The sequence below is a fragment of the Streptosporangium sp. NPDC050148 genome (assembly GCF_055586505.1).
The window spans coordinates 338,072-363,851 of sequence record NZ_JBVJIA010000001.1 but is presented as its reverse complement, the minus strand read 5'-3'; the positions used below and the strand labels follow the sequence as shown (position 1 = coordinate 363,851).

The 25,780-nt window shown below is 72.0% G+C and carries 20 protein-coding genes; 10 read left to right on the top strand and 10 right to left on the bottom strand.

Going from position 1 to position 25,780, the window contains the following annotated elements:
- Positions 1-41 precede the first annotated feature (41 nt).
- Entirely contained in the window at positions 42-2,132 is a 2,091-nt protein-coding gene (locus ACZ6RT_RS01590; protein ID WP_470151813.1) for a M6 family metalloprotease domain-containing protein, read from the bottom strand.
- Positions 2,133-2,297: 165 nt separating this feature from the next.
- Here ACZ6RT_RS01590 and ACZ6RT_RS01585 point away from each other — a divergent pair, with 165 nt between their 5' ends.
- Both ACZ6RT_RS01585 and ACZ6RT_RS01580 read left to right on the top strand, forming a co-directional pair.
- On the top strand, positions 2,298-3,509 hold the full coding sequence (locus tag ACZ6RT_RS01585) for an amidohydrolase family protein (protein ID WP_470151812.1): 1,212 nt from the start codon (positions 2,298-2,300) through the stop codon (positions 3,507-3,509).
- 137 nt (positions 3,510-3,646) lie between these two features.
- Complete coding sequence (locus ACZ6RT_RS01580) at positions 3,647-4,153, top strand: nitroreductase/quinone reductase family protein (protein ID WP_470151811.1); 507 nt, start codon at positions 3,647-3,649, stop codon at positions 4,151-4,153.
- 57 nt (positions 4,154-4,210) lie between these two features.
- Here the strand turns inward: ACZ6RT_RS01580 and ACZ6RT_RS01575 are convergent, their stop codons facing one another.
- The 5 genes from ACZ6RT_RS01575 to ACZ6RT_RS01555 all read right to left on the bottom strand — a co-directional run bounded on the left by ACZ6RT_RS01575 (position 4,211) and on the right by ACZ6RT_RS01555 (position 10,500).
- Positions 4,211-5,962 carry an FAD-binding oxidoreductase gene (locus ACZ6RT_RS01575; RefSeq protein WP_399186858.1) on the bottom strand — a complete coding sequence of 584 codons (1,752 nt, stop codon included), beginning with the start codon at positions 5,960-5,962 and terminating at the stop codon, positions 4,211-4,213.
- 198 nt (positions 5,963-6,160) lie between these two features.
- Positions 6,161-7,666: an aromatic amino acid ammonia-lyase gene (locus ACZ6RT_RS01570; RefSeq protein WP_470151809.1), complete on the bottom strand. Its 1,506-nt coding sequence runs from the start codon at positions 7,664-7,666 to the stop codon at positions 6,161-6,163.
- Positions 7,663-8,958, bottom strand: coding sequence for a class I adenylate-forming enzyme family protein (locus tag ACZ6RT_RS01565; RefSeq protein ID WP_470151807.1), 1,296 nt, complete (start codon positions 8,956-8,958; stop codon positions 7,663-7,665). The genes ACZ6RT_RS01570 and ACZ6RT_RS01565 overlap by 4 nt, the downstream gene beginning before the upstream one ends.
- On the bottom strand, positions 8,955-9,227 hold the full coding sequence (locus tag ACZ6RT_RS01560) for an acyl carrier protein (RefSeq protein ID WP_344897869.1): 273 nt from the start codon (positions 9,225-9,227) through the stop codon (positions 8,955-8,957). Before ACZ6RT_RS01560 ends, ACZ6RT_RS01565 begins: the two co-directional genes overlap by 4 nt.
- Before the next feature lie 37 nt (positions 9,228-9,264).
- Positions 9,265-10,500, bottom strand: coding sequence for a beta-ketoacyl-[acyl-carrier-protein] synthase family protein (locus tag ACZ6RT_RS01555; protein ID WP_470151871.1), 1,236 nt, complete (start codon positions 10,498-10,500; stop codon positions 9,265-9,267).
- A gap of 717 nt (positions 10,501-11,217) precedes the next feature.
- On the opposite strand from ACZ6RT_RS01555, the gene ACZ6RT_RS01550 reads away from it, so the two are divergent.
- Positions 11,218-13,599: an AfsR/SARP family transcriptional regulator gene (locus ACZ6RT_RS01550; protein WP_470151806.1), complete on the top strand. Its 2,382-nt coding sequence runs from the start codon at positions 11,218-11,220 to the stop codon at positions 13,597-13,599.
- On the opposite strand, the gene ACZ6RT_RS01545 is transcribed toward ACZ6RT_RS01550, so the two are convergent.
- Positions 13,545-14,258 (bottom strand): class I SAM-dependent DNA methyltransferase, encoded by a 714-nt coding sequence (locus tag ACZ6RT_RS01545; RefSeq protein ID WP_470151804.1) that lies wholly within the window; start codon positions 14,256-14,258, stop codon positions 13,545-13,547. The two genes, ACZ6RT_RS01550 and ACZ6RT_RS01545, sit on opposite strands and share 55 nt — an antisense overlap.
- Before the next feature lie 11 nt (positions 14,259-14,269).
- The gene (locus tag ACZ6RT_RS01540; RefSeq protein ID WP_399186864.1) at positions 14,270-15,580 is read right to left on the bottom strand and encodes an activator-dependent family glycosyltransferase; all 1,311 of its coding nucleotides are present in this window, start codon (positions 15,578-15,580) and stop codon (positions 14,270-14,272) included.
- A gap of 263 nt (positions 15,581-15,843) precedes the next feature.
- Here ACZ6RT_RS01540 and rfbA point away from each other — a divergent pair, with 263 nt between their 5' ends.
- From rfbA to ACZ6RT_RS01505, 7 genes are all read left to right on the top strand, one after another.
- Positions 15,844-16,716, top strand: coding sequence for a glucose-1-phosphate thymidylyltransferase RfbA (gene rfbA / locus ACZ6RT_RS01535; protein ID WP_399186865.1), 873 nt, complete (start codon positions 15,844-15,846; stop codon positions 16,714-16,716).
- 22 nt (positions 16,717-16,738) lie between these two features.
- Positions 16,739-17,818, top strand: coding sequence for a dTDP-glucose 4,6-dehydratase (rfbB, locus tag ACZ6RT_RS01530; RefSeq protein WP_470151801.1), 1,080 nt, complete (start codon positions 16,739-16,741; stop codon positions 17,816-17,818).
- Between the two features lie 178 nt (positions 17,819-17,996).
- Entirely contained in the window at positions 17,997-18,830 is an 834-nt protein-coding gene (locus ACZ6RT_RS01525) for an NAD-dependent epimerase/dehydratase family protein (protein ID WP_399186867.1), read from the top strand.
- A gap of 35 nt (positions 18,831-18,865) precedes the next feature.
- Positions 18,866-19,906 (top strand): ketoacyl-ACP synthase III family protein, encoded by a 1,041-nt coding sequence (locus ACZ6RT_RS01520; protein WP_399186868.1) that lies wholly within the window; start codon positions 18,866-18,868, stop codon positions 19,904-19,906.
- Positions 19,907-19,934: 28 nt separating this feature from the next.
- The gene (locus ACZ6RT_RS01515; RefSeq protein ID WP_399186869.1) at positions 19,935-21,077 is read left to right on the top strand and encodes an acyl-CoA dehydrogenase family protein; all 1,143 of its coding nucleotides are present in this window, start codon (positions 19,935-19,937) and stop codon (positions 21,075-21,077) included.
- Positions 21,074-22,609: an amino acid adenylation domain-containing protein gene (locus tag ACZ6RT_RS01510; RefSeq protein WP_470151799.1), complete on the top strand. Its 1,536-nt coding sequence runs from the start codon at positions 21,074-21,076 to the stop codon at positions 22,607-22,609. Before ACZ6RT_RS01515 ends, ACZ6RT_RS01510 begins: the two co-directional genes overlap by 4 nt.
- Before the next feature lie 14 nt (positions 22,610-22,623).
- The gene (locus ACZ6RT_RS01505; RefSeq protein WP_399186871.1) at positions 22,624-22,896 is read left to right on the top strand and encodes a phosphopantetheine-binding protein; all 273 of its coding nucleotides are present in this window, start codon (positions 22,624-22,626) and stop codon (positions 22,894-22,896) included.
- 120 nt (positions 22,897-23,016) lie between these two features.
- Here ACZ6RT_RS01505 and ACZ6RT_RS01500 read toward each other — a convergent pair whose 3' ends face one another.
- A complete protein-coding gene (locus ACZ6RT_RS01500; RefSeq protein WP_470151796.1) occupies positions 23,017-24,291 on the bottom strand; it encodes an activator-dependent family glycosyltransferase in 1,275 nt (424 codons plus the stop codon).
- Between the two features lie 7 nt (positions 24,292-24,298).
- Complete coding sequence (locus ACZ6RT_RS01495; protein WP_399186873.1) at positions 24,299-25,528, bottom strand: acyl-CoA dehydrogenase family protein; 1,230 nt, start codon at positions 25,526-25,528, stop codon at positions 24,299-24,301.
- Between the last annotated feature and the right edge of the window lie 252 nt (positions 25,529-25,780).

Here is a 25,780-nt window from a genome sequence, read left to right as displayed (position 1 = left end):
CGCCGCGTCACCCGGGCATCCGGCCCGGGTGACGCGGGCCCTCAGCGGCCCAGCACGTGGCAGGTCGCCGTGGCCGTCCTGGACGGGTCGCTCTCGGAGACCGCGGTCAGGGTCACCGTGCCGAGGCGGGCGCCTCCCGGGGCCCTGCGGGCGTCGACCGTGACCCGGGTGCTCCGGCCGGCGTCGGCGGTGGCGAGCTCGTTGGGCAGCGAGACCGTCCAGCCCCGTCCCGCGACCTTCGCCGAGAGCCGGTAGACGTCACCGGAGAGGTGGGCGCTCACGTCCTCGGGGTGCGTCCCCTGGGCCGGGGCGGTCCTGCCGGTGTTGAACAGCGGGAAGCGGCACGTCGAGCGGCCGTCGCGGGACGGCAGGCCCAGGGTGGGCAGCACCTTCACCCCGCGCCGGTTCGGCCCGGCACCGTCCAGGGAGCGGACCGCCACCGTGTAGGAGAGCACGCCCTTGCGGTCGCGCTCGAGGTTCAGCACGTAGAAGTGCAGCCGGTTGGCCTGGTCCACGTACTCGAACTCCGATCCTGAGCCGGTGCCGGCGTGGAACAGCGCGTCCGAGAGCTGGCGGTAGTCGCCGATCGTGATGGGCACGGCGGTGCCGTCCGGCAGGACGTAGTCGGTCATGCCGATGTCCTGCGGGTTGGCGTCGATCACCCACTCGAAGGGGGCCTGGTCGACGTTCTTGGTCTTGGCCAGCAGCACCCCGGAGTCGGGCGTGAAGGAGTCGGCGCCCATCCGGTCCACGACCTCGACGGTGTAGTTGTCGTAGCCGCCGCCGTCGCAGAACGGGTCGGTGTTCACGTCGCAGGCCGGGGCGCGGTCGCCGCCGGTGAAGGCGACGTTGACGCCGGACAGGTCCCCGGGCCCGGGCTGGACGACCCGGGCGGTCACCTCGGCCACGACGATCCCGGACTCGGCCAGCGCGTCCCTGGACAGGCGCAGCACGTTGGCCTCGTCCACCATCTCCAGCTTGATCTTGTTGCGGAGCATGTGCTGGGCGCCCATCGAGGCGCCCGCGGTGGGCGGGATCAGCCAGCGGCTGTGCGGGCCGCCGGGGCCGTTGAAGCTGCCCCGGCTGAGCATCTCCCAGATGCCGGTGTAGGCCCGGCGCGGCGGCACCCCGAACGGGTTGTTGTAGTTGTCGCCGATGCCGAGGATGTGGCTGAGCTCGTGGGCGTAGACGCCCTGCCCGGAGCTCTCGGCCTGGGTGGAGGAGCCGCCCCCGGCGTTGGGCCAGATCGAGGAGGCCGAGGCCCAGGAGGTCCACTCCACGTAGCGGGTCCTGGCCCAGTTGGGCAGGCTCTCGTCGGGCGGGCCGAAGGCGTCGGTCACCGCCTCCTTGGTGGGGAACTTGATCGGGCCGAACTCCTGCCAGGTGGCCGACTCGTCCTGGCCGGCGCTCAGGTAGAAGACGAAGTCGAAGCCCGCGGGCACCTCGGGGCCCTCCGCGCCGGTCCAGGCGGCCCGCGCGTCGGTGCGCAGGTTGCGGTTGCAGGTGTCACCGGCCGGGCAGGCCGTGCCGCCCTGGAACTCCATGGCGTACTCGTGCGACTTGCCGGGCATCTCGTACGGCCCGAACGCGGTCAGCTCCACGCCGTAGCGGCCCCCGGAGTCCTCCATCCAGTACTCGTGGATGGTGTGGCCCCGGTTGAGGGCGCCGGGGGTGTTGAGGAAGTCCCGGTAGAAGCCGGCGACCCGGTCGCGGGGGATGTCGTGGGCCTCGGCGCTGGGGTTGCCGAAGACCGTGGACCCCTTGGGCTGGGTGACCACGAACGGCCGTCCGGGGTAGTCGGCCAGGACCAGCGCGCCGCGGAAGGTCCGCTTGGAGCCCTTGACCGCGGGGTCGGCCCAGTTCGTGCCGGGGGGCTTGCGGTAGTCGGCCCACGTCATGTGGTCCGGGTTCTTCCAGTTCTGCGGGTCGATCGGGGCGGGGGCGCCCGGCTCGGCGCGGCGCGCGGCGCCGGCGTCGGGGGTGGCGGGGGCGTCCTGCTGCCAGGGCTGGGTCCTGGGCCACTGCTCCAGGCGCCAGGGGTGCTCGGGGTCCGGGGCGGGGTCGGCGGCGGCGGGGAGGGAGGTGGCGAGACCGGCGAGAATCAGCATGACCGCGGCGATCGATGCTTTCATCAGCCTAGGGGGACGAGTCACGATAAATGACGCTATAGATCGCTTACAGCGGGATCAACAACCTGCTGTCAGGAAGCATGGAGGAGAGACCCGCCGGAGACCCATTTGAGATCGGGGGCCACTCCCCTTAACCTCTCCGAAGGGGACGAACACACAGGAGCGCCTATGCCCACCCGTGCCGGTCGGACCATCGGCACGCGCGCCAGGGCCACCGTCTCCGTCCACTGCGCCCCCGTCGTGCTCCCCGTCTGCGGTCCGCCGGTCAGGGACGGCGCGATCGTCGTGCGGAACGACCGGATCGCCAGGGTCGGCCCGCGCGCCGAGATCGTGGCCGCCCACCCCCTGCTCACCCCGGTCCACTGGCCGGGAATGATCGTGCCGGGCCTGATCGACGCGCACCTGCGGCTCGACCGCGCCGCGGCCCCGGTCTCGGCGTACGGCGTCACGGCCGCCGGGGGCATCGCCGCCGACCTCGACGCGGCCTCCACCCTCGGCGAGGCCGGGCTGGGCGGCGTCACCTACCTGGAGACCCGCTGCGAGGACGAGGACCGCTGGGAGGACGAGGCACGCGACCGGCTGATCACCGCGATCCGCGAGGTCGACCACCCGGGCGTCATCGGCATCGCCGCCCACTCCTCGGACCCGGTCGTGATGGAGGACCTGACCGTCCTGTCCAGGACCTTCGGCCTGCGGCTGCACGTCGAGCCCGGACGGCACACCGTCGCCTTCCTCGACGAGGTCGGGGCGCTCGACGCCGGCTGTCACATCGCGATCTCCCGCCCGCTGGACGAGGCCGACCGCAAGCTCCTGCGGGCCCGCGGCACGGTCGTCGCCATCTCGTCGCCGTTCGCGGCCGACGGGCTGCTCGACGGCGAGAGCGCGATCGCGATCGGCACCCGTACCGGCGGCGACCCGCTGGCCGTCGCCCGCGCCCTCTCCCGCGCGCCCGGGCACGACCGGCTCCTGGTCGAGGCCGTGACGCTGGGCGGCGCGCGGGCGCTGGGGATGGACGAGGGTCCCGGCCGCCTGGGCTGCCTGGACCGGGGCGGGCGCGCCGACTTCGCGGTCTTCGCGGTGGAGGCCGGCGAGCGGGACCCGTACACGGTGCTGCTGCACGAGGGGCCGGGCCGGTGCGTGGCCACGTTCGTGGGCGGCAGGGCGAGCCCGCGCCCCGGCGAGACCGCCCGCGGCGACACCGGCGCCACCCGGGGCACCGGTCGGTCCGGCCACCCCGATCGTTCCGGGGCCGCCGGGAACACCGGAAGCACCCGGAGCGCCGGGGGCACCCGCGGGGGCGGGGGCGCCCGTGACGCCGGGGACACCGGGGACACCGGGGACACCGGGGACACCGACGCGAAGAGCAGACGCCTCGCCTGAACCGCCCCCGCTCCGCGTCGCCCACCCGCGCCCGCCCTTCCGTTCTCCGGCCGGACATCCTGTCATCCCATGTTTCGCCGCCGACTTCCGTCTTCCCGGGAAGATCGGCCGCCGCCCTTTTTCAAATCATCGCGAGGATGAAACAATGGGTCATGGCGGAAAACACGGCTCATGCGGTGACCATCAAGGAAACGCCCATCATGATGAAATTCATGATGCGCCTCTTCAACCCCCTGATGCGCGTTCAGGTACGCAGGGGAAAAGCACGCTCCGTCGGCGGCGTGATCCTTCTTCATTTCACCGGGAGAAAGACCGGTAAGCGGTACGAGGTTCCCGTCATGAAGCAGGACGAGGGCGGCAGGTTGTGCGTCTACACCGAGGCCCGGTGGAAGGCGAACCTGCGCGGCGGCGCCGACGTCGAGGTGACGGACATGGGCAGGCGCACCCCCATGCGCGCCGAGCTGATGGACGACCCCGACGCCATGGCCGCCGAGATGGAGGGCCTGGTCCAGAAGATCGGGCTCAAGGAGGCGAAGGAGCGGCTCGGCATCGTCGTCCACGTCGACCGCATGCCGACCCGCGAGGAGCTGGCGGAGGCGATCCGGCGGCGCAACCTCGGGGTCGTCTACCTGACGCCGCGCTAGGGACCCGCGCACGGGGCCGCCCGCCGCGCCGGAGGGCACGGCGGGCGGCCCCTTCGATCAGCCCGGCTGGCCGAGCGAGCGCAGGTTGTTCGCGTGCCTCGGCGACACCCTGGCGGGGTACTTCTTGGGCTCGGCCCTCAGCTTGCGGGAGCTCTCCGAGCGGGGCTGCGGGGGCAGCGAGGGCGAGGCCCCCGGGAGCCGGACCGACAACGCGTGGTTGAACACGTTCTTGGGGTCCCACTTGGCCTTGACCTGCTGCAGCTTCGGATAGTTGTCCTTGTAGTACAGCGTGTGCCAGGGCACCCCGGAGGTGTTCAGCGCCGGGTCGGCGAGGTCGTTGTCGGGGTAGTTGATGTACGCGCCGTCGTAGGCGTCGCCGGGCACGGGGACGCCGCCGGTGTCCGCGTGCACCTCCCGGTAGACCTCGCGGATCGACGTCAGCCACTTCTCGTCCTCGGCCGGGTCCCACCAGCCGATGTCGAAGAAGCCGATGAGCGGCGCGGTCCGGTGCGGGTTGGCCGTGGCCGCCGGGTCCACGGCGTTGATCTTCCCGCCGAGCGACATCAGGTAGACCGACGCGCCGACGTCACCCTCGCCCTCGGTGAGGAACCTGTAGATGATCTTGAGCTGCGCCGGGGTCCAGGGTTTCTTCAGGTAGCCCGCCTTCGACTTGAACCTGAGCGCGTAGGCGCCGGCCCCGGAGTCGTAGGACAGGGTCACCTTCATCCACGGCGCCACGCTGAAGTAGTCGAAGGTCGGCTCGATGCCGACGCCCTCGCCGACGGTCTGCACCAGCGTCCACAGGATGCCGTCCGCGCCGGGGACGTCGCCGTCCATGGCCGCGAACAGCTCGATCCTGCCGCTGGAGCGGTGGTACATGGTCAGCGAGCTGTCGATGCTCTCGAAGGCCGGCTCGGCGTGGTTCTGCTGCTGCCAGCGGGCGTAGTTGTCGGCCAGCCGCGACAGCGACTCCTCGGTCATGTTCTCCCAGCTCCAGCTGGCCGAGACCACGTACTGCTGCGCCGGGGGCTTGGGGAGCAGGGTCGCGGGGTCGTTGCCCCTGACGTTCGGGGAGCGCATCAGGTAGCGGGTGACGATGCCGAAGTTCCCGCCGCCGCCTCCGGCGTGCGCCCACCACAGGTCCCGGTTGGGGTCGCGGGCCTCGCGGGTGGCGACGACGATCCGCGCCCGGCCCGAGCGGTCGACCACGACGACCTCCACGCCGTAGAGGTGGTCGATCACCAGCCCGTGCCTGCGCGACTGGGGACCGTACCCGCCGCCGGCGATGTGGCCTCCCGCGCCGACGCTCGGGCAGCCGCCGGCCGGGACCGTGACGCCCCAGCCGAGGTAGAGCGAGCGGTACGCCCTGCCGAGCGTGGCACCGGCCTCGATCGCGAACGCCTTGTGGTGGGGGTCGAAGTAGACGTCGTTCATCTCCGAGATGTCGATGATGATCGACACCGAGGGGTCGTCCACGAAGTTCTCGAAGCAGTGACCGCCGCTGCGCACGACGATCTTCTTGTTCGCGCGTACGGCCTCGTTGACCACCTGCACGATCTGCTGGGCGGAGTGGACGACGCGGACCGACTCCGGCTGCGCGAGGTAGCGCGCGTTGTAGCCCCTCGTGACGAGTTCGGCGTAGCGCGGGTCGTCCGGGCCCACGGTCGCCGCGCCCGTCGTCGGCGGGCAGCCGGCGGAGCCGCGCTTCGCGGTGGCGCTCGCCTCCGAGTCACCGGCGGCCAGCCCGACGGCCGCCCCTCCCGCGACGGCCATCACTTCCAGGAATCCACGGCGTGTTGCTTTGGCCACCGTATTTACCAGACCTTTCGCATTTCACGTTCTCATGAGCGTTCCCCCGGGGGGAGGAACGCCTTTCCGCCGCCGGGGCGAGCCCCGGCGTCCTTCTTTTCCCGCGGGGAGTCCGGTCCCGGGGGGATCACGTCCCGGACGGGAACCGGGATTCCCCGGAATTCCGGTTTCCCGAAAGGACCGGTCCCCGCGAGGATGTCATTCCTCGCGGGCGAGCAGGTTCTCCGCGGCCTCCTGCAGCAGGCGGCTGGCGGCGCGCACCTCGGCCGCGAGCGGCCGGTCGGCCTGCAGCGGAGGCGATATCCGGGCCAGGTCGGCCCACAGGCCGGTGGCCGTCTCGTTCCGCCCCGCGAGCGCTCCCCGCTGGGCCACGCCGAGCGCGAGGGAGCCGACGACCAGCCACGCCAGCTCCACGGCCTCGGCCACGGAGTTGGCCCCGTTGAGCGCCATCGGCACGTGGTCCTGGTTGCCGCCGTTCGTCGGCAGCGCGGTCAGGGAGGCCGGGTAGGCGAGCTGCCGGATCCTGGAGACGAACGAGGTGGCGCTGAGCTGCACCCCGGCCAGGCCGCTCCCCGCCCCGGGACGGGGGGTGAGCATCGGCGGCGCGCCGCCGTTGTAGGACGGGTCGCACAGCAGGGCGAGCTGCCGTTCGGCGAGGAAGGCCACCTGCTGCAGGCACAGGCCGATCTGGTCGGAGCACAGGCCGATCGGCATGGCGTGGAAGTTTCCACCGTGCAGCAGCTCGCCCTCGTAGAAGACGGGGTTGTCCGTGCAGCCCATGGCCTCGCGGACGAGGATCTCCTCGGCCCCGTAGAGCTGGTCGAGCACCGCGCCGAGGACCTGGGGGGCGCACCGGAGGCTGTAGGGCTCCTGCAGCGGCCGCAGGGGGTTGCGCTCCATGTCGGCCGGCAGGTCCTCGCGGATCCACCGGGCCACGGTGAGCTGCCCCGTCTGGCCCCGGACCCGGCCGATCCCGACGTGGTAGGCCTCCGGGTTGGAGCCCAGGATGTCGGCGATCCTCGCCGTGAGGATGCCGACGGCCCGTACCAGCCTGAGCACCGCCTGGTGGTTGAGGATGCACACCGCCAGGCTGACGCTGGTCCCGTTGACGAAGGCCAGCGCCTCGCGGGCCGACCACTCGACGGGTTTGGCGTCCATGTCGGCCAGGGCCCGCGAGGCGGGCACCACCGACCAGCCGTCGTCACCGCGCACCCATGCCTCCCCATTGCCCGCGTGGGCCAGCGCCGCGTGGGCGAGCGGCTGCAGGTCCCCACTGGCACTCACCGTGCCGTCGCGCGGGATCGACGGCGTGAAGCCGTCGTTCCACAGGTCGGCCAGGGTCTGCCAGAAGTCCGGCGACACGGCCGAGTGCCCCTTGCGCATGCTGCTGAGACGGAGCCAGACGATCAGGCGGCACACCTCGGGGTCCAGCGGCCTGCCCTGGGCGGAGCCCAGGTGGGCGATCAGCCCGGCGCCCTGCTCCATCGGGGAGTCGGACGCGGAGAACGCCACCAGGGGGCCGAAGCCGTGGGTGACCCCGTACACCGACTCCGAGCCGGAGAGCCGCTCGGCCAGCAGGTCCACGCTGGCCCGCATGCGGCGGACCTCCTCGTGGTCGCAGGGCTCCATCCGCGCGTCCCAGCGCGTGCTCCTGACGATCGAGGCCAGGTTGTCGGTGGAACGTCCGTCGATCAAGGCTGTCACGTGTCTGCTCCCGCGTCGGAAAGGGAAGGTCGCTGTAGTCGCCGGAGCTTGCCGGTGTCGGAACGGTCGATCCGATCGACCAGGCGCACCTGCCGGGGGCGGGCGTCGAACCGTCCCACGGCCGCGCGCACCTCCGTGACCGACAGGGCTCCCTCGCCCTCCGGGACCACGAGCAGGTCGAAGTTCTCGCCGCTGAAGGCGTCGGTGACCGGGAGGAAGGCCAGGTCCGCGCAGCGCAGCACCGACCTGACCGACTCCTCCAGCCGGTCGAGGTCGACCCGGCGGCCGTTGATCTTCACGAGCCGGTCGCGCCGCCCGTCGAAACGGAACCGGCGCGCGTCGAGCCGCCGTACGTAGTCGTCGGTCCGCCAGACGTCGGCGGGCGCCTCGCCCGGCCGGAACGCCAGCCGGGGGCTGCGCACCACCAGCGGCGTCTCCTCGCCGGGAGCACCGTCGATGTCGCCGTCGGGGGCGCCCGTGGTCACGTCGCCGGGCGCACCGGCGGACGCGCCGTCGGAACCGGCGGGGATCTCGGCCGGTGTCTCGGCGTGGGTCTCGGCAGGGGTCTCGGCGCGGGGGGCGAACTCGACGTCCTCGAACAGCTCCCACGGCGGCCGGTCCGGGCCCCAGGTGCGGGAGGCGATGCCACCGGCCTCGGTCGAGCCGAAGACCTCCACGACGCGTATCCGCTCCCGCCCGGTCTCCTCGACGAGGGACTCGGCCGCCAGCGGGAGGGTCGCGGTGCTGTGCAGCACGCTCAGGTGCTCGGTGCCGCCGACCCAGGAGGAGTGCCTGCGCAGGATGGAGAAGGTCCAGGGCACCGCCACGATCGCCCAGCGCCGGTCCTGCGGGGCGGGCATGGCGCCGAAGTAGCGGGGGCGGTACCAGGCGGGCAGGCGCAGGCGGGCGGGCACCAGCACGCTCGCGAGCGCGCCGTACACGTGCTTGGGCGGCGCGAAGGACAGCAGCGCCTGCGGGCGGTCCCGCTCGACCAGCGCGGCCAGCAGGCCCGCCTCGGCCCACATCTGCTCACGCGTCCGCCGCCAGCACCGGCTCGGGCCGGTGCTGCCCGAGGTCTCCAGGTCCACGGTCTCGGCCAGGCGGTCCAGGACGAACGCGTCGACGTCGGTGCCGGGGCCGAGCAGGTCCCAGCGGACCAGCCAGGGGTCGTCGTTGATCCGCGGTGCCGCGAACCCGGAGCCGAGCAGCTCCTGCGGCGACACCTCGGTGTAGACGTCGGCGGTGTGGGAGGAGGCCACGCCGCCGTGTTCCGGAACGCGCTGGGAGGTCAATTCCGCTCCGCGGAGTGCTCGACGAGGTCGAGGAAGTCCTGGACCGTTCTTATACGTGCCAGGTCCTCTTCGGGAATGTCAATGCCGGTGTGCTCCTGCATGGAGAAGGCGACCTCCACGACGGCCAGGGAATCGAGGGCCAGGTCGTCGGTGAATGATTTCTCCGGCAATACCCTCTCTGCGGGCACGCCCGCCACCCTCTCCACGATCTCGGCCAGGCTGGAAAGCATTTCCTGTTGCTCTGCGGACATTTTCCGATATCCCTTCACGATCACATTGGACGGCTTTCCCGACTTTCCGTGCCGGTCAGGGTGACACATCCCGCGGGCGGCGCAGCACCAGGACCGCGTTGTGGCCGCCGAACCCGAAGGAATTGCTGACGGCCACGTCCGCCGCGTGTTCCTGGGCTCGGTGCGCCACGAAGTTCATCTCCGGGTCCTCGGGGTCGTCGCAGTTGACCGTGGGCGGGGCGATCCCGGTGCGGACGGCCTCCAGGGCGATCATCGCCTCGACGGCGCCGGCCGCCCCGAGCATGTGGCCCGTCATGCTCTTGGTCGAGCTCACCGGCATCGACGTGGCCCGCTCGCCGAACACCCGGCGGATCACCTTGATCTCGGCGGTGTCGTTCATCCGGGTGCCGGTGCCGTGCGCGTTGACGTATCCGACCTCGTCCGGGGTCACGCCGGCGTCCTTCAGGGCCAGGCGCACGGCCCGCTCCACGGCCGTCCCCTCCGGGTGCGGGCTGGTCAGGTTGTAGGCGTCGGTGCTGGCGCCGTACCCGGCCACCTCCCCGTACACCCGGGCCCCGCGCGCCGCGGCGTGCTCCTCGCTCTCCAGCACCAGGACGCCGGAGCCCGCGCTCATCACGAACCCGTCGCGGCCGGTGTCGAAGGGCCTGCTGGCGGCGCCCGGGTCGTCGTTGCGCCGGGAGAGCGCCCTGGCCCTGGCCGCGGCGGCCAGGTCGAAGGGGGTCAGGGCGTCGTCGGCCCCGCCGGCCAGGACGACGTCCGCCTCGCCCCTCCGGATCAGCCTCATGGCCTCGCCGACGCAGGTCGCCCCGGTGGCGCAGGCGGTCGTGATGCAGGCGGAGGGGCCCTGGGCGCCGACGTGCAGGGCGACCTCGGAGGCGACCGTGACCACGCCCGTCGAGGTGAAGGTGTAGGGGCTCAGCGCCATGAAGCCGCGCGCGGCGAACGCGGCGCCCGCGTCGACGAGCACGCTGCTCGCACCGCAGGCGCTGCCCACCGTCACCCCCACCGCGGGCGCGAGGGCGGCGTCGACCTCGAGGCCGGCGTCCTTGAGCGCGAGCACCGCGGCCACCAGCGCCAGGTGCGCCGGTCTCGTGGTGCGCCGCACCAGGGAGGCCGGCAGCCACTCCTCGGGGTCGAAATCCACGATCTGGCCGCCGATTCTGACGGGAAGACCGGAGACGTCCATTCCGGAAATCTCGCGAATGGCGCTCGTTCCCTGAATCAGATTGGACCACGTGGTTTCCCAGCCCACCCCGAAGGGCGAGACGACCCCATAGCCGGTGACGACCACCCTCCTGGGCGGAGCACCTCGCGGAGAATCAATGTCGTCGATGGCCACCAGCGCCTCACCGGGAAGTTCGGGAATCCCATGCCGGGCTCGACGGTAACCGAGGGCCAGGGGGTTCGTCACCGCCTCGGATACGCTTTTCCGTACGAGCCGGGAACAGATCTTCTATTACATGCGGGCACCGGTTCACAAGGGTCGTGCCGGTTTTTCCGGCTCCCCGGCCGTCGTCACCGCGAGCCTGCCGGACGGCCTTGCCGTTGATTTCTTCTTTTTTCCCGCACTTTCGGGCGGTGGCCGTGGCGGCCCGCCGGAGCGGGTCCGCGTCACCGTCCGGGACGGGTCCCGGGCAGGTCCGGGACGGGTTCCGCGCGACCGGCCGGGGCGGTCCCGGCGCGGCCCCCGGGACGATCTCCTGCACCGCCCGCGCACGGGCCGGGGTGATCTTCAGGAGCGTCCGGGAACGGCCCCCGGGGCACCCGCGTCCGGCCGTCCGGCGCCCGCCGGGGGCGCCTCGGCCCGGTGTCCCGTCGCCGGGCAGGGGGTGTCCCGCCAGCGAGACAGCCTCTCACCGGCTCTCACCGGTGAACCGGGGGACGGGAGGGGTTCGCGTGACAGAGATAACAATAACGTCACCCAAGGAACCTGACTTGCTCATGGTTCGTTGCCATAGGTATGGCTATATGCGTAGGTCCGAGCATTTGATCCTGAGCGCGCGCTCAGGTGACCTTCCACCGCATCTCTGCTCGGGCTGAGATTGGGAGAGCGTCGTTGAACGACCAGGTGCAGGTACGTCTCCTCGGGCCCGTGCGCGCGACGAGAGGCGATCATGAGCTCGACCTGGGATCGCCTACGCAGCGTAGCCTGTTCGTGGCGCTGGCGACACGTCCGGGAGCCTCGGTGAGCCGGCAGGAACTGATCAACGCCGTCTGGGGAGGGAACCCCCCCACAACTGTTGAAAGCAGCATTTACACATACATAGCACGCCTAAGGCGCATTTTTGAACCATTGAGGCCGCCGAGGGCGCCCTCCGAGATGCTGGTGGGCGACGGCACGGGCTACATGCTCGCGCTCGACCCGCGCAGCATCGACGCCCAGATCTTCGAGCAGCACCTGGAGAGCGTCCGGCACCTGCAGCGCTCCGGCCCCTGGCCCCAGGTGGTCGAGAGGCTGGACACCGCGCTGTCGCTGTGGCGCGGACCGGCGCTGGGCGGCGTGGTCGGCCCGCTGGCGGACGCCGAGCGGACCCGGCTGGAGGAGCTGCGCTTCACGGCCATCGAGGACCGCGCCCAGCTCCTGCTGGAGGCCGACCGCGCGGGCGAGATCATCGGTGACCTGTCCGGCCTGGTCCGTACCCACCCGCTGCGGGAACGGCTGCACTACCTGCTCATGGTGGCCCACTACCGCTGCGGTCGGCGGGCCGACGCGCTGAAGCAGTTCCACAGCGTGCGGCGCCTGCTCATCAGGGAACTGGGCATCGAGCCGGGCGAGGACCTGCGCAGGTGTCACGACCAGATCCTGAACGGCACCCTGCGCGCGCCCATGCCCCCCGCCGACTCCCCGGCGACGCTGAGCTCCCACGGCAGCGGCCCCTTCCCGACGCTGACCTCCCACGGGAGCGGCCCCTTCCCGACGCTGACCTCCCACGGCAGCGGCCCCTTCCCGACGCTGACCTCCCACGGCAGCGGCCCCTTCCCGACGCTGACCTCCCACGGCAGCGGCTCCTTCCCGACGTTCGTGGTGCCCGCCCAGCTCCCCCGGGACGTGCCGGGGTTCACCGGGCGGCGCGAGGAGCTGCGACGGCTGGAGGAGTTCGTCTCGGCGGCCGAGGTCCTCGGCGAGGCCGGGGTCATCCTGGTCAGCGGCGCCCCGGGCGTGGGCAAGTCGGCGCTGGCCGTGCGCTTCGCCCGCGGGCTCACCGACCGGTTCCAGGGCGGCCAGCTCCACCTGGACCTGCGGGGCTTCTCCAACGAGGCCGAGCCGATGGAACCGGCCGAGGCGCTGCGCCACCTGCTCGCCGGGCTCGGCAGCGTCCCCGACCCGTCCGAGGACCTGCAGGCCCTCTCGTCCCACTACCGGAGCCTGGTGACGGGCCGGCGGATCCTGATCGTGCTGGACAACGCCAGGTCGGCCGAGCAGGTGCGTCCCCTGCTGCCCGGCGACCCTTCGTGCCTGGTGCTGGTCACGAGCAGGAACAGGCTGTCGGGGCTGACCACCCGCGACGGGGCACTGCGCGTGACCCTTGACCTGATGCCCAAGGACGACGCGGTCACGCTGGTGAAGAACGTCATCAGGCAGGCCAGCGGGGAGGCCGAGCGTCCCCTCGTCGACCGGCTCTGCCTGGTGGGCGACTACCTCCCGATCGCGCTGCGGATCGCGGCGGAGCGGATGACCAGCCGGTTCCACGGCGGGATCGCCGTCGCCACCCGGACGATCCCGGAGCGGGAGGAGCTGCTGGAGAGCGCCGACACCGAGTGCGACGAGCAGTCGTCGATGCGGTCGGTGTTCTCCTCCTCCTACCGCGCGCTGTCCGCCGACGCCGCGGAGATGTTCCGCCTGATGGGCCTGCACGGCGGCTCGACGTTCGACCTGGTGACGGCCGCGATCATGGCGGACGTGGACCACGACCGCGCCAGGCGGGTGGTCGACTTCCTGCTGAGCGGGCACCTGCTGCGGATCACGCCGTGCAACCGGCTCAGGTTCCACGACGACATGCTGCGCGCGTACGCCAAGGACCGCGCCATGGCCGAGATGTCCTACCGGACGCGGCGGGCGGCCGTCTCCCGGCTGGTCACCCACTACCTGCGCACCGCGGACGCCGCGATCCGCCTGCTGTACCCGGCGCGCTACCCCCTGCCGCCGCCCCCGCTGGCACCCGACGGGGTGGCGGCCCTGCGCTTCGGCAGCGCCGAGCAGGCCAGGACCTGGTTCGAGATGGAGTTGCCCAACCTGAGCGCGGCCGTGCGCCAGGCGGGGGCCTACGGCGTGTGCCCGGTCAGGGAGCGCCTGCCGTCCCTCATCCAGAGCTTCCTGCGCGGCCGGTCGGAGGGTCAGCCGAGCGTCCCGGCGAACAGTCCCCGCCCCGAGGGGCCGCCCTCGATGTAGTCCACCTTCAGTCCCGCCCCGGTGAACGCGGTCTCGTACTGATCCCGGGTGAACAGGGTGTTCACGTGGGTGACGGTGAAGTGACGGGCGGGCGAGGCGGCGTCGGCCACCACGTAGTGGACCTCCATGACGCTCGCGTCGCCCTCCCGTACCGTGCGCGAGACCCGGGCCAGGGTGCGGCCGTCCACGGTGACCACGTCCCCGGCCACGTAGCCGGGCAGGAACGACTCGGGGAACCACCACGGCTCGATGACCAGGACGCCCCCGGGGACGAGGTGGGCGGCCATCGTCCCCACGGCGGCCGCCAGCTCCCCCTCGTCGCGCATGTAGGCGATGGAGCTGAACATGCAGGTGACCGCGTCGAAGGTGCGCCCGAGCGCGAAGTCGCGCATGTCGCCCTCGTGGGCGGGCACCCCGGGCATCCGCGTCCTGGCCACGGCCAGCATGTCCGCCGACAGCTCCAGCCCCTCGACGTGGTCGAAGAGCCCGGCGAAGTGCCTCAGGTGGGACCCGGTCCCGCAGGCCACGTCCAGCAGGGACGACGCCCCGGGGAGCCGCTCGCGGACCAGCTCCGCGACGGTCGCCGCCTCGGCCTCGTAGTCCTTGCCACGCCCGGCGTAGATCGCGTCGTAGACGTCCGCCAGCTCGGCCTCGTACATGGTGCCCTCCTTCAGCGACCGGCGGCCGGGACGGCGGCGCGGTAGGTCTCGACGAGGCCCGCGATGCCGGCCGCCACCTCGGCGGGGGTCGGCATCGCGTTCATCTCGTCACGGATCCTGCGTGCCTCCCGGGTGAAGGACGGCTCCGCCAGCAGCCGCAGCAGAGCCTGCCTGACCCGGGCTCCGGTGGCCTCGCTGCTGTGCATCGTCAGGCCCGCGCCCTGCTCGGCGAGGTAGCGCGCCCGCAGCGGCTCGTCGAACAGGTTGGGCAGCACGAGCTGGGGCGCGCCACTGGCCAGCGTCGTGAAGAACGTGCCGCTCCCGCCGTGGTCGATCACCGCCGTACAGGTCGGCAGCAGCGCGTGCAGGGGCACGAAGCTGACCAGCCTGACGTTGTCCGGCACGCGTTCGAGCTGCGCCTGGTGCTGCTCGGGCAGGGTGGCGACGATCTCCACGTCCAGGTCGGCGAGGCCGTCGAGGATCTCCTGGACCGGCACCAGGTAGCCGTCCAGGTTCTCCACCGACGTGGTCCCCAGCGTCAGGCAGACGCGGGGCCGCTCGGGCGGGACGCGCAGCCAGGGCGGGATCACCGCGCGGTCGTTGTACGGGACGAACCGCACCGGGACGCGGTGCGGCTCCGGGCCGGCTCCCGGGTCGGGCGGCAGCTGCAGGGAGGGCGGCGTGTAGTCGATCGTGAAGTGGCCGTGGGTCATCTCCTCGGAGAACTCCACACCGTGCCTGCGGGCCTGCGCGGTGATCCACGCCTGCAGCGGGTCCTGGCGCTCGTGCGGCGGCTGCTGCTCCTTGACGCGCAGGTAGTGGCCGCGCATCCGGCCGAACAGGTCCAGGGTCCACATGAACCGCGCGTGGACCGCGCCGCACGCCTTGGCCGCGATCGGGCCGGCGTAGGTCACCGGCTCCCAGATGACCAGGTCGGGTTCCCACTTCCGGCAGAACTCGGTCAGCCCGTCGATCATGGGGTCGTTGACCAGCCTGCACCACCAGGGGACGAACTGGGCATACCCCCGCTTGAGCTCGTCCCAGGTGAGCCGCTCGGGGTTGTTGTCCGCCTGGTCGAAGAGGGGCACCGCCCGCTTGTGCTCGTCACGGGGGTCGAAGAAGCCGAACGCCCTGTTGGCCCGCCAGAGGCTGTGGTCCTTGCCCACCGGCACCGCGGTCAGCCCCGACCGGGTGATCACGTCGGTCAGGTCGGGCTGGCTGGCGACGCGGACCTCGTGCCCCTCGGCCTGCAGCGCCCACGCCAGCGGAACCATGACCAGGAAGTGTGACTTCTCCGCGTAGGTGGCGAACAGAATGCGCATGGTCGTCCTTGCCGTCCTTCCGGGTCGTCCTTCCGGACGTACGGGCGCTTCCGGGCGTGCGAGCGTGACAGGGCGCGGCGCGGGTGGAGCGGCCGCCTGCTGCGCCCCCGCCGGGCCCGGCCACGGCCGGGACACGCCACAAGCCTTATCACATTCACTCCGCCGAAAGGCAATACCCTTTCGCGGGGCGGCGGGGGTTGATTTCCCGATGTGCCCGAACAGTAGTCTCAGGCACCGCCGCAGACGAAAACGCAGGAGCTCCGATGAAAGGCATAGTCCTTGCCGGAGGAAACGGGACGCGTTTACATCCGCTGACCCTCGCGACCTCCAAGCAGTTGCTTCCCATCTACGACAAGCCGATGATTTACTACCCGATCTCGGTGCTGATGCTGGCACACATCCGTGACATCCTCATTATTTCCACGCCGGACACCCTTCCGTCGCTGCAGGCGCTTCTGGGTGACGGATCCCATCTGGGCGTGAACTTCAGCTACGTGCCGCAGCCGGAGCCGCGCGGGATCGCCGAGGCGTTCCTGCTGGGTGACGCGCACATCGACGGGGACCCGTGCGCGCTGGTGCTGGGCGACAACCTCTTCCACGGCGCGGGCTTCCCCGACCTGCTGCGCAGGGCCCGGGAGGAGCTGGACGGCTGCGTGATGTTCGGCTACCCGGTGAGCGATCCGGAGCGGTACGGCATCGGCGAGCTGGACGCCGAGGGCCGGCTGATCTCGATCGAGGAGAAGCCGAGCCTGCCCCGCTCCGACCAGGCCATCACGGGCCTGTACTTCTACGACAAGCAGGTCGTGGACATCGCCAGGGAGCAGCGGCCCTCGGCCCGCGGCGAGCTGGAGATCACCGACGTGAACCGGGTCTACCTGGAGCAGGGCAAGGCGAACCTGGTCCCGCTGGGCCGGGGCTTCACCTGGCTGGACGCCGGGACGCACCAGTCCCTGCTGGAGGCGAGCCAGTACGTGCAGATCCTCGAACGCCGCCAGGGGGTACGGGTCGCCTGCCTGGAGGAGATCGCCCTGCGCATGGGGTTCATCGACGCCGACGCCTGCTACCGGCGGGGCAACGAGATGAGCCAGTCGGTATACGGCCGATACGTCATGGACATCGCTCGATCACTCGCGTGACTGACAGCAAAGGTGCAGCCAAATGCGGATCCTGGTCACCGGCGGTGCCGGGTTCATCGGCTCGAACTTCGTGCGGCGCACGCTCTCCGGCGCCTACGAGGGATTCGAGGACGCCCGGGTCGTCGTCGTGGACAAGCTGACGTACGCCGGGACCATGGAGAGCCTGGCGTCCGTCGCCGACGACCCGCGGCTGGAGTTCGTCCAGGGCGACATCTGTGACGCCTCGCTGATGTCGAGGCTGACCAGGGGTGTCTCCCTGGTCGTGCACTTCGCGGCCGAGACCCACGTGGACCGGTCGATCGACAGCGGTGCCGACTTCGTCACCACCAACGTGGTGGGCACCCAGACGCTGCTGGAGGCCTCGCTGGGCGGCGGCGTCGGGAAGTTCGTCCTGGTCTCCACGGACGAGGTGTACGGGTCCATCGAGACGGGCTCCTGGGTGGAGGGCCACCCGCTGGAACCCAACTCCCCGTACTCGGCCTCCAAGGCCGCGGCCGACCTGCTGGCGCGGGCTTTCTCGCGCACCTACCGCTTCCCCGTCTCGATCACCCGCTGCCCCAACAACTACGGGCCGTACCAGTTCCCCGAGAAGGTCATCCCGCTGTTCGTCACCAACCTGCTGGACGGGGAGCGGGTGCCGCTGTACGGCGACGGCCTGCACGTGCGCGAGTGGGCGCACGTCGACGACCACTGCCGCGGCATCGCCCTGGTCGCCTGGCGGGGCAGGCCGGGCGAGGTCTACAACATCGGGGGCAACGCAGAGCTGACGAACCGTGAGCTGACCGCGGCGCTGCTCGACATCGCCGGGGCGGACTGGTCCATGGTGCTGCCGGTGGAGGACCGGCCCGGTCACGACCGCCGCTACTCCGTCGACAGCTCCAAGATCTCCGCCGAGCTGGGCTATCGGCCCCGGGTGCCCTTCGCCGACGGCCTGGCGGCCACGGCCCGCTGGTACGCCGAGAACCGCAGCTGGTGGGAGCCGCTGAAGAAGGCGCAGGCCGCCCCCGAGGACCCGGCGGGCCCCGGAAGCGCCGCAGGCTCCGCAGGCTCCGCGGGCTCCGCGATCCCGGGGGCCGGCGCCGGGACGCCGGCCGGCGTGTGACCCGCCGCAATTACCGCCGCCCGGCGGAGAAAGCGCCGGAGAACGCGCACCTGTCTCGCTGGCGGGACAAACGGCCTTCCGGCCGCGGGCCGCGGGCGCTTTCTTATTCCGAACGCCGCTATATGGTGACGGGCGGAACCGATACGTTAACCTCCAGAGCTGGAAAGCGGTGCTGGGAATGGAGATCATCGGAAATGGCTTTCTCGCGAGGCACCTGCGGTCGATCGAAGACGCCCATCCGGAGGTGACGATTCTCGCCGCCGGTGTGTCGCTGTGGAAGAATTCCGATTCCGACTACGAGCGGGAAACCGCGCTGGTGGACGAGACGATCGAGAAGAGCCTCCGCCAGGACCGGACCCTCGTTTTCCTCTCGACCGCGTCGATGAGCATGTACGGCGGGGCCGGCTGCCGGGGCCGTGAGGACGAGCCCGTGGAGCCCGTCACCCCCTACGGCTGGCACAAGCTCGCGCTGGAGCGGCGCGTCCAGGACTCCGGGGTACGGCACCTGATCCTGCGGCTCGGCTACGTCGTGGGCCCGCACGTGCCGGCGAACCGGTTGATCCCCTCCCTCATCGAGCAGATCCGCTCCGACAACCTCACGATGTACCGCAGCGCGCGCAGGGACATCATCGACATCACCGACTGGATAAAGGTCATCGACCTGCTGCTGGCCACCGGCACCACCCAGGAGGTGGTGAACGTGGCCACCGGCGAGTCCGTGCCGGTCGCGCTGATCGTCGACCACCTGGAGATGCGGCTGGGCATCACGGCCCGCAGGCAGATCATCGACGAGGGGACCTCCCACCACATCTGCGTGGAGAAGCTCCGGCGGCTGGTGCCCGCGGTCGACGACATGGGCTTCGGCCCCGGCTACCACCGGATCGTGATCGACCGCTACCTGGAGGCGACCTCCCAGCTGGGGAACGCGACGCCGGAGGCGGCAGGGTCACCGGAACCGGCGGAACCGGCGGGGTCACAGCGGCACGCAGGTCCCCCGTCCCGCCGAGCCTGACCGGCCGGGCCACAGGCGAGCAGAGAGGCAGGGCAGTGCGCACACCAGAGGTCTTCGTCCGGGGAATCGGCACGTTCGTCCCGCCGACGGTCAGCGTGGAGTCGGCCGTCGCGCAGGGACTGTGCACGCCCGAGCACGCCAAGGTCCACGACATGCTCGGCGCCGCGGTGGCGGGAGACATCCCCGCTCCCGAGATGGCGCTGCGGGCGGCGCGGGAGGCGATCACGCGCGGCGGGGGCGGCACCGGCGCCCTCGGACTGATGCTGTACGCCGACGTCTGGCACCAGGGCCCCGACGGGTGGTCGCCGCAGTACTACCTGCAGCACCACCTCGTCGGCGGCGACCTGCTGGCCGTCGAGCTGCGCCAGGGCTGCAACGGCGTGCTGAGCGCCCTGGAGCTGGCCGGCGGGTTCATGGCGGGCGACCCGCGGGGCCGTGACGCGCTGATCGTCACGGCGGACAACTTCGGCACCGCCCGGATGGACCGCTGGTGCTCGGGGCCGGACTTCGTGCTCGGCGACGCCGGGAGCGCGCTGGTGCTCTCCCGCGAGCCCGGCTTCGCCCGGCTGCTCTCGGTGAGCTCGATCTCCGTGCCCGAGGCCGAGGAGCTGCACCGCGCGGGCACCCCGCTCTTCCCGCCGAGCGCCACCACCGGCGAGGCCGTCGACTTCAGCGCGCGGGCCGAGGAGTTCGGCCGGATGTGCTCGACCGACACCGACCTCGCGCTCGCCTGGGTCATCGTGCAGCAGCGGATGATGCAGGTCCTCAGCCGGACCCTGGCCGAGGCGGAGATCAAGGTGGCGGACGTCACCCGCACCATCTTCACCAGCCTCTCCCCCGAGGCCGTCGAGCACCGGTGGATGGCGGTGCTGCGCATGCCGATGTCCAAGTCGAGCTGGGACTTCGCCAGGACCGTCGGCCACCTCGGCGCCAGCGACCACCTGGTCTCCCTGGACCACCTGCTGTCGACCGGCGAGCTCGGTCCCGGTGACCACGTGCTGCTGGGCGGCATCGGCCCCGGCGTCACCATCTCGTGCGCCGTCCTGAAGATCCTCGACACCCCCTCGTGGGTCTAGGACACCTCGTCGGAAGGGGGCACGGCCCATGGAGTTCGGTCTCGGCGGCGCGCGCGGCGAGCGGCGCGACGCGATGTTCGACGGCGCGCGCAAGAGCCTGTACGAGGAGTCCGGCCCGCCGCGGGAGCCGTTCACGCGGGACCGCTGGCGGGCCGCCGCGGAACTGGGCGCCACCGGCCTGTGCCTGCCTCCCGAGCACGGGGGCGGCGGCCTGGGCGCCCTGGACACGGCGCTGTCGCTGGAGGCGTTCTCCCGGGGCGGCGGCGACACCGCCCTGGCGTTCGCGGTCTCGGCGCACCTGCTGGCGTGCTGCGTCGCGATCCGTGACAACGCGGACGAGGACACGCGCGCGGAGCTGCTCCCGGGCCTGGCCTCCGGGGCGCTGGTCGCGGCCAACGCCATGACCGAGGACGGGGCGGGCTCCGACGTGAGCAGGCTCGCCACCGTGGCCCGGCCCGACGGCGACCACTACGTGCTCGACGGCGTCAAGTCGTTCGCCAGCAACGCGCCCGCGGCCGACCTGATCGTCACCTACGCCACCACCGACCCCGGCCTCGGCTTCCTCGGCGTGACCGCCTTCGCGGTCCCCCGCGACCTGCCGGGTGTCACGGTGAGCGAGCCGATGGCCAAGATGGGCCTGGACGGCTGCCCGGCCGGCCGGGTGGAGTTCTCCGGCTGCCGGGTCCCCGCCCGGTTCAGGCTCGGCGCCGAGGGGCGCGGCAGCGCCGTCTTCCAGGGCTCGATGGCCTGGGAGCGGGCCTGCCTGCCCGCCGTCTACCTCGGGATGATGGAGGAGCAGCTCGGCCGCGCCGTGGAGCACGCGCGCGGGCGCCGCCAGTTCGGCCGCGCCCTGGGCGACTTCCAGGCCGTCTCGCACCGGCTGGTCACGATGAAGCAGCGGCTGGAGGGCGCGCGGCTGCTGCTGTACCGGGCGTGCTGGTCGCTGGACGAGCAGGACGCCGACGCCGCCACCCACGCCGCCCTGTCGAAGATCGCGGTGTCGGAGGCGGCCGTGGCCAACAGCCTGGACGCGATCCAGGTCTTCGGCGCGACCGGCTACCTCGGCGCCGCGGGCGTCGAGCGGCAGCTGCGCGACGCCGTGCCCGGCACGATCTTCTCCGGGACCACGGAGATCCAGCGGGAGCTCGTCGCCAGGGGGCTGGGGTTGTGAGCCTGCACCGGCTCCTCATCGACGCCGCCGCCCGGTTCCCGGACAACCTCGCCCTGGCCGGTCCGGCCGGTGAGATGACCTACCGCGAGCTCGACCTGCGCGCCGACGCCCTGGCGCACGTGCTGTCCGGCGAGGGCGTACGCCCCGGGGACCGCGTGGTGATCTGGGAGGGGAAGACACCGCTCGCCGTCGTGGCGATGCAGGCCGTGCTCCGCCTGGGAGCCGCCTACGTACCGGCCGGGGAGAGCGCGCCCGCGGCCCGGGTGGCCGCCCTGATCCGCGACTGCAGCCCCCGCGTCGTCTGCGCCGACGGCGACCGGCTGAAGGCGATCGCCGGCGACGCAGGCGACGCAGGCGGCGCGGACGACGACGGCGGCACCGGCGGCATCGGCGGCATCGGCGGCACCGTGGACCTCGACGGGCACCGCGCGCTCCCGGCCGGTCCGCGGCCCGTCCCGGTCGACCATCCGGCCGGTGCCGACGATCTCGCGTACGTGCTCTACACCTCCGGCTCGACCGGCGTCCCCAAGGGCGTGAGCGTCAGCCACCGCGCCGCCCGCGCCTTCGTGGACTGGGCCGCGGCCGAGCTGGACGCCCGGCCGGACGACCGGTTCGCCAACCACGCGCCGTTCACCTTCGACCTGTCGGTGCTCGACCTGTACGCGGCCTTCTCCGCCGGGGCGACGGTCTGCCCGGTCCCGGCCGAGCTGGCCTACGCGCCCGCCCGGATGGTGGAGTTCCTGCACCGCGAGCGCATCAGCGTCTGGTACTCGGTCCCGTCCGCGCTGACCCTGATGATGCGCGACGGCGGCCTGCTGGAGCGGCCCGCGCCGGGCGCGCTGCGGGCGGTGCTCTTCGCGGGCGAGCCCTTCCCGATCGCGGGGGTGCGCGACCTGGCGGCCTGGACCGGCGCCCGGCTGCTCAACCTCTACGGCCCGACCGAGACCAACGTCTGCACCTTCCACGAGGTCACCCCCGGCGACCTGGCGCGCGACCGCTCCGTGCCGATCGGCCGCGCGTCCTGCGGCGACGTCGTACGGGTGATGCGGCCCGACGGGCGGGTGGCCGGGGTCGGCGAGGAGGGCGAGCTGGTCGTGGAGGGACCCACGGTGATGCTCGGCTACTGGGGACACGAGCCGCAGACGGGGCCGTACCGCACCGGGGACATCGTGCGGGTCCTCCCCGGCGGGTCACTGGACTACCTCGGCCGCCGCGACCACATGGTGAAGGTGCGCGGCTACCGGGTGGAGCTCGGCGAGGTCGAGGCCGTCCTCGGCAGCCACCCGCAGGTGGCCGACGTCGCCGTGGTGGTCAGCGGCGAGGGCGCCGACGCGCGGCTGCGCGCGTTCGTGCTGCCCGCGCCGGGAGCCGCGCCGGGCGTGCTGGGGCTCAAGCGGCACAGCGCGGAACGGCTGCCGCCCTACATGATCGCCGACGAGATCCTGCTCGTGGGCGAACTGCCCAGGACCCGCAACGGAAAGATCGACCGGGCCGCCCTGAGCTCCGGGACCACGCCGTACGGCCAGCTGTGAAGGAGACGACCATCGTGAGCACCGACCTGTCCGAGCGGGAGATATCGGATCGGCTGATCGCCTTCATCCGGGAGCGGTTCCTGTCGGGCGACCCCGCCGGGGAGCTCGACGAGGACTCGCCGCTGCTGGAGTGGGGGATCCTCAACTCGCTGAACACCGCGCTGCTGGTGGCCCACATCCGCGACGAGATGGGGATCGACGTGGCGTTCGAGACGATCGACCCGCGGGCCTTCAAGAGCGTCCGCGGCCTGACCTCGGCGCTCCTTCCGCACACGGCCCCGGCCTGACCCCCGTTCCCGGTCCCCGGCCGTGAGCCGGGGCCGGGAACGGCCGGGGCACCGCGCCGTCCCGTTCCCGCGTGTCTCGTCCCCCGGAGGACGACGTGTCGTTCCTCCGGGGGACGGTGTTCAGCTCGCGACGGTGCCGCGGTGTTCGGCGGTGAGCCTCTCCAGCTCTCCGACGAGCTCGTTGGGGGTGGGCATGGCCTCGATCTCCGTCCGCAGCCTTCCCGCGGCCTCGGCGAAGGAGGGCTCGCCCAGCAGGCGCAGCAGGTGCTCGCGCACCCGCGGGCCGCTGGCGTCACGGCCGTGCATGACGATCCCCGCCCCCTGCTCGGCCAGCCGCTCGGCCCGCAGCTCGTCGTCGAACATGAACGGCTCGATGAGCTGCGGGACCCCCTGTCCCGCCATGGTGAGGAACGTGCCGCTCCCGCCGTGACTGATCACGGCCGAGCAGGTGGGTGCCAGGGCCTGGAGCGGGACGAAGGAGACCAGGCGGACGTTGTCGGGGACGTGGCTCAGCTCGGCCTGCTGCTTCTCCGGCAGGGTGGCCACGAGCTCGATGTCGAGGTCGGCGAGGCTGGTCAGGACGTCCTGCACGCTCAGCGAGTAGCCGTCCAGGCGTTCGGTGGCCGAGGTGCCCAGCGTCAGGCAGACCCGGGGCCTGGCCGGGGGGACGTGCAGCCAGGGCGGGACGACGGCGACGCCGTTGTAGGGGATGTAGCGCAGCGGCACGTAGGTGTGCGGCAGGTCCAGCCGCAGCGAGCCCGGGGTCGGGTCGATGGTGAAGTGCCCGCTGGTCATCTCCTCGGAGAAGTCGACGCCGACCTTGGCGCCGCGGGCGCCGATCCAGGCGGCCATGGCGTCGCGCTCGCCGGGGGCCTGCTCCCGGAGGGCGCGCAGGTAGTGGCCGCGCATCCGGGCGAACAGGTCCAGGCTCCACAGCATCCGGGCGTGCGCGGCTCCGCACGCCTTGGCCGCGATCGCCCCCGCGTAGGTGACCGGTTCCCAGATCACCAGGTCGGGCTTCCAGTGCCGGCAGAACGCGGTCAGCTCCCCGATCATGGGGTCGTTCACCACCCGGGCCCACCACGGCACGAACTGCCCCCCGTACCCGTTCTTCAGGTACTCCCAGGTGAGCACCTCGGGCCGGTCCTCGGCCGGGTCGTAGGAGGGCTGCCGCGACGCCGACGCCGGCTGGTCCTTCGTCCGTCCCACCAGCCGGTGCAGGATGTGGTCCGTGCCGACGGGGACGGCGGTCAGGCCCGCGCCGGTGATGACGTCGGTCAGCTCCGGCTGGCTGGCCACCCGCACCTCGTGGCCCGCGTTGCGCAGCGCCCACGCCAGCGGCACCATCCCCAGGAAATGGGTCTTCTCCGCGTACGACGTGAAGAGAACGCGCATGACTCCCCTAACCGTTGCTGACGGGCCCCAGCGCCTGCGCGCTCAGGTAGTCGACCGCGTCGACGAAGGTGTACGGCTGCATGAAGCCGCCCGCGCGCACGTCGCGGTAGAGCCGCGCCAGCGGGTGGGAGGCGACGAAGGAGGAGCCGCCGATCAGGGTCTGGGCGTCGAAGACGATGGACGGCGCCATCTGGTTCACCATCATCTTCGCGCACTGGAACGGCGTCATCATGGCCGGCCCGCGCTCCTGCGGGTCGCCCGTGTCGTCGTAGGCGAGCCGGTCGGACGTGGCCAGAGCGGCCGCGACCGCCGACCTCATCGTGAACAGCCGGGCGTCCATCTCGGCCACCAGCGTGCGGGCCGCGGCCGCGCCGGCCGTCCCCCTGCTCAGGATGGTCGAGACGGCGATCTCGCGCGCCGACCGGGCGATGCCCGTGTAGATGCCGAGCATGGTGACGGAGCTCACCGTCTGGCCCGCGAGCATGGCGAGGTCCTGCTCCCCGGCGAGGCCGCGCAGCACCACGTCCTCGGGGGCGATGCGGCAGTTCTCGAACAGGATGTCCACGGTGCCCGAGGCCCGCATGCCGAGCCCGTCCCAGTTGTCCATCACGGTCAGGCCCGGGGTGTCCCGGGTGAGCACCGCCATCGCGTACCGGGAGCGCTCCCCGGGGACGCGCGTCTGCGCGTACACCGCGAAGTCGGTGGCGATGGGCGCCAGGCTCACCAGCGTCTTGCCGCCCGTCAGCAGCCAGCCGCCGTCGTCGGTCGGCGTCAGGGTGGTGAGGCGCCGGTCGCGCGGGATGTCCTTGACGCCGGTGGGGACCACGGACTCGCCGGAACCCATGCCGCGCAGCAGCCGTTCGGCCAGCGCCCGCGCGTGGGCCGGGCCGGTCCGCCACTCGTAGGTCAGCGTCAGCGCCCGGCTGAGCTGCATGTGCAGGGCGAGCGCCGTCGAGGCGTCGGCCTCGGCGACCTTCAGCAGCGCCAGGGAGACGTCGTGCAGGCGCTCGACGCCCAGCCCGCCGAGCGCGGAGGGCACGGTGGCGCCGAGGACGCCGTCCTTGCGCAGGCCGTCGAAGACGTCATGGGGGAACGTCCCGTTCCTGTCGTTGACCGGGGCGGCCTCGGCGATCGCCGGCCGGTGCGTCTCGATGAGGCGGAGCAGCTCGCGGCCCTCGGGCGTGATCGGCTCGAGGAGTTCTCCATGCATCGCGGCGTCCTCGGTGTGCACTGTCATCGGCCCATCCCGCTTCCCCTCGTTCGCACGTCGGCCCACTGCCTTCGCATGCACCGCAAACGACTTTTCCGCGCGCGGCCGAAGAAATCAACCGTCAAATTATCCACACCCTCGAAAAAGGCCATTCGCATGGACATCGGAACCGCCGGAGAATAGCTTGACCCACCGATCACCCGGAACTAGCATCTGTCCCGCTGGCGAGACGGGGCCACCGCTTTCAGATCGCGGACGACGACCGCCCGGCCGGCTCGA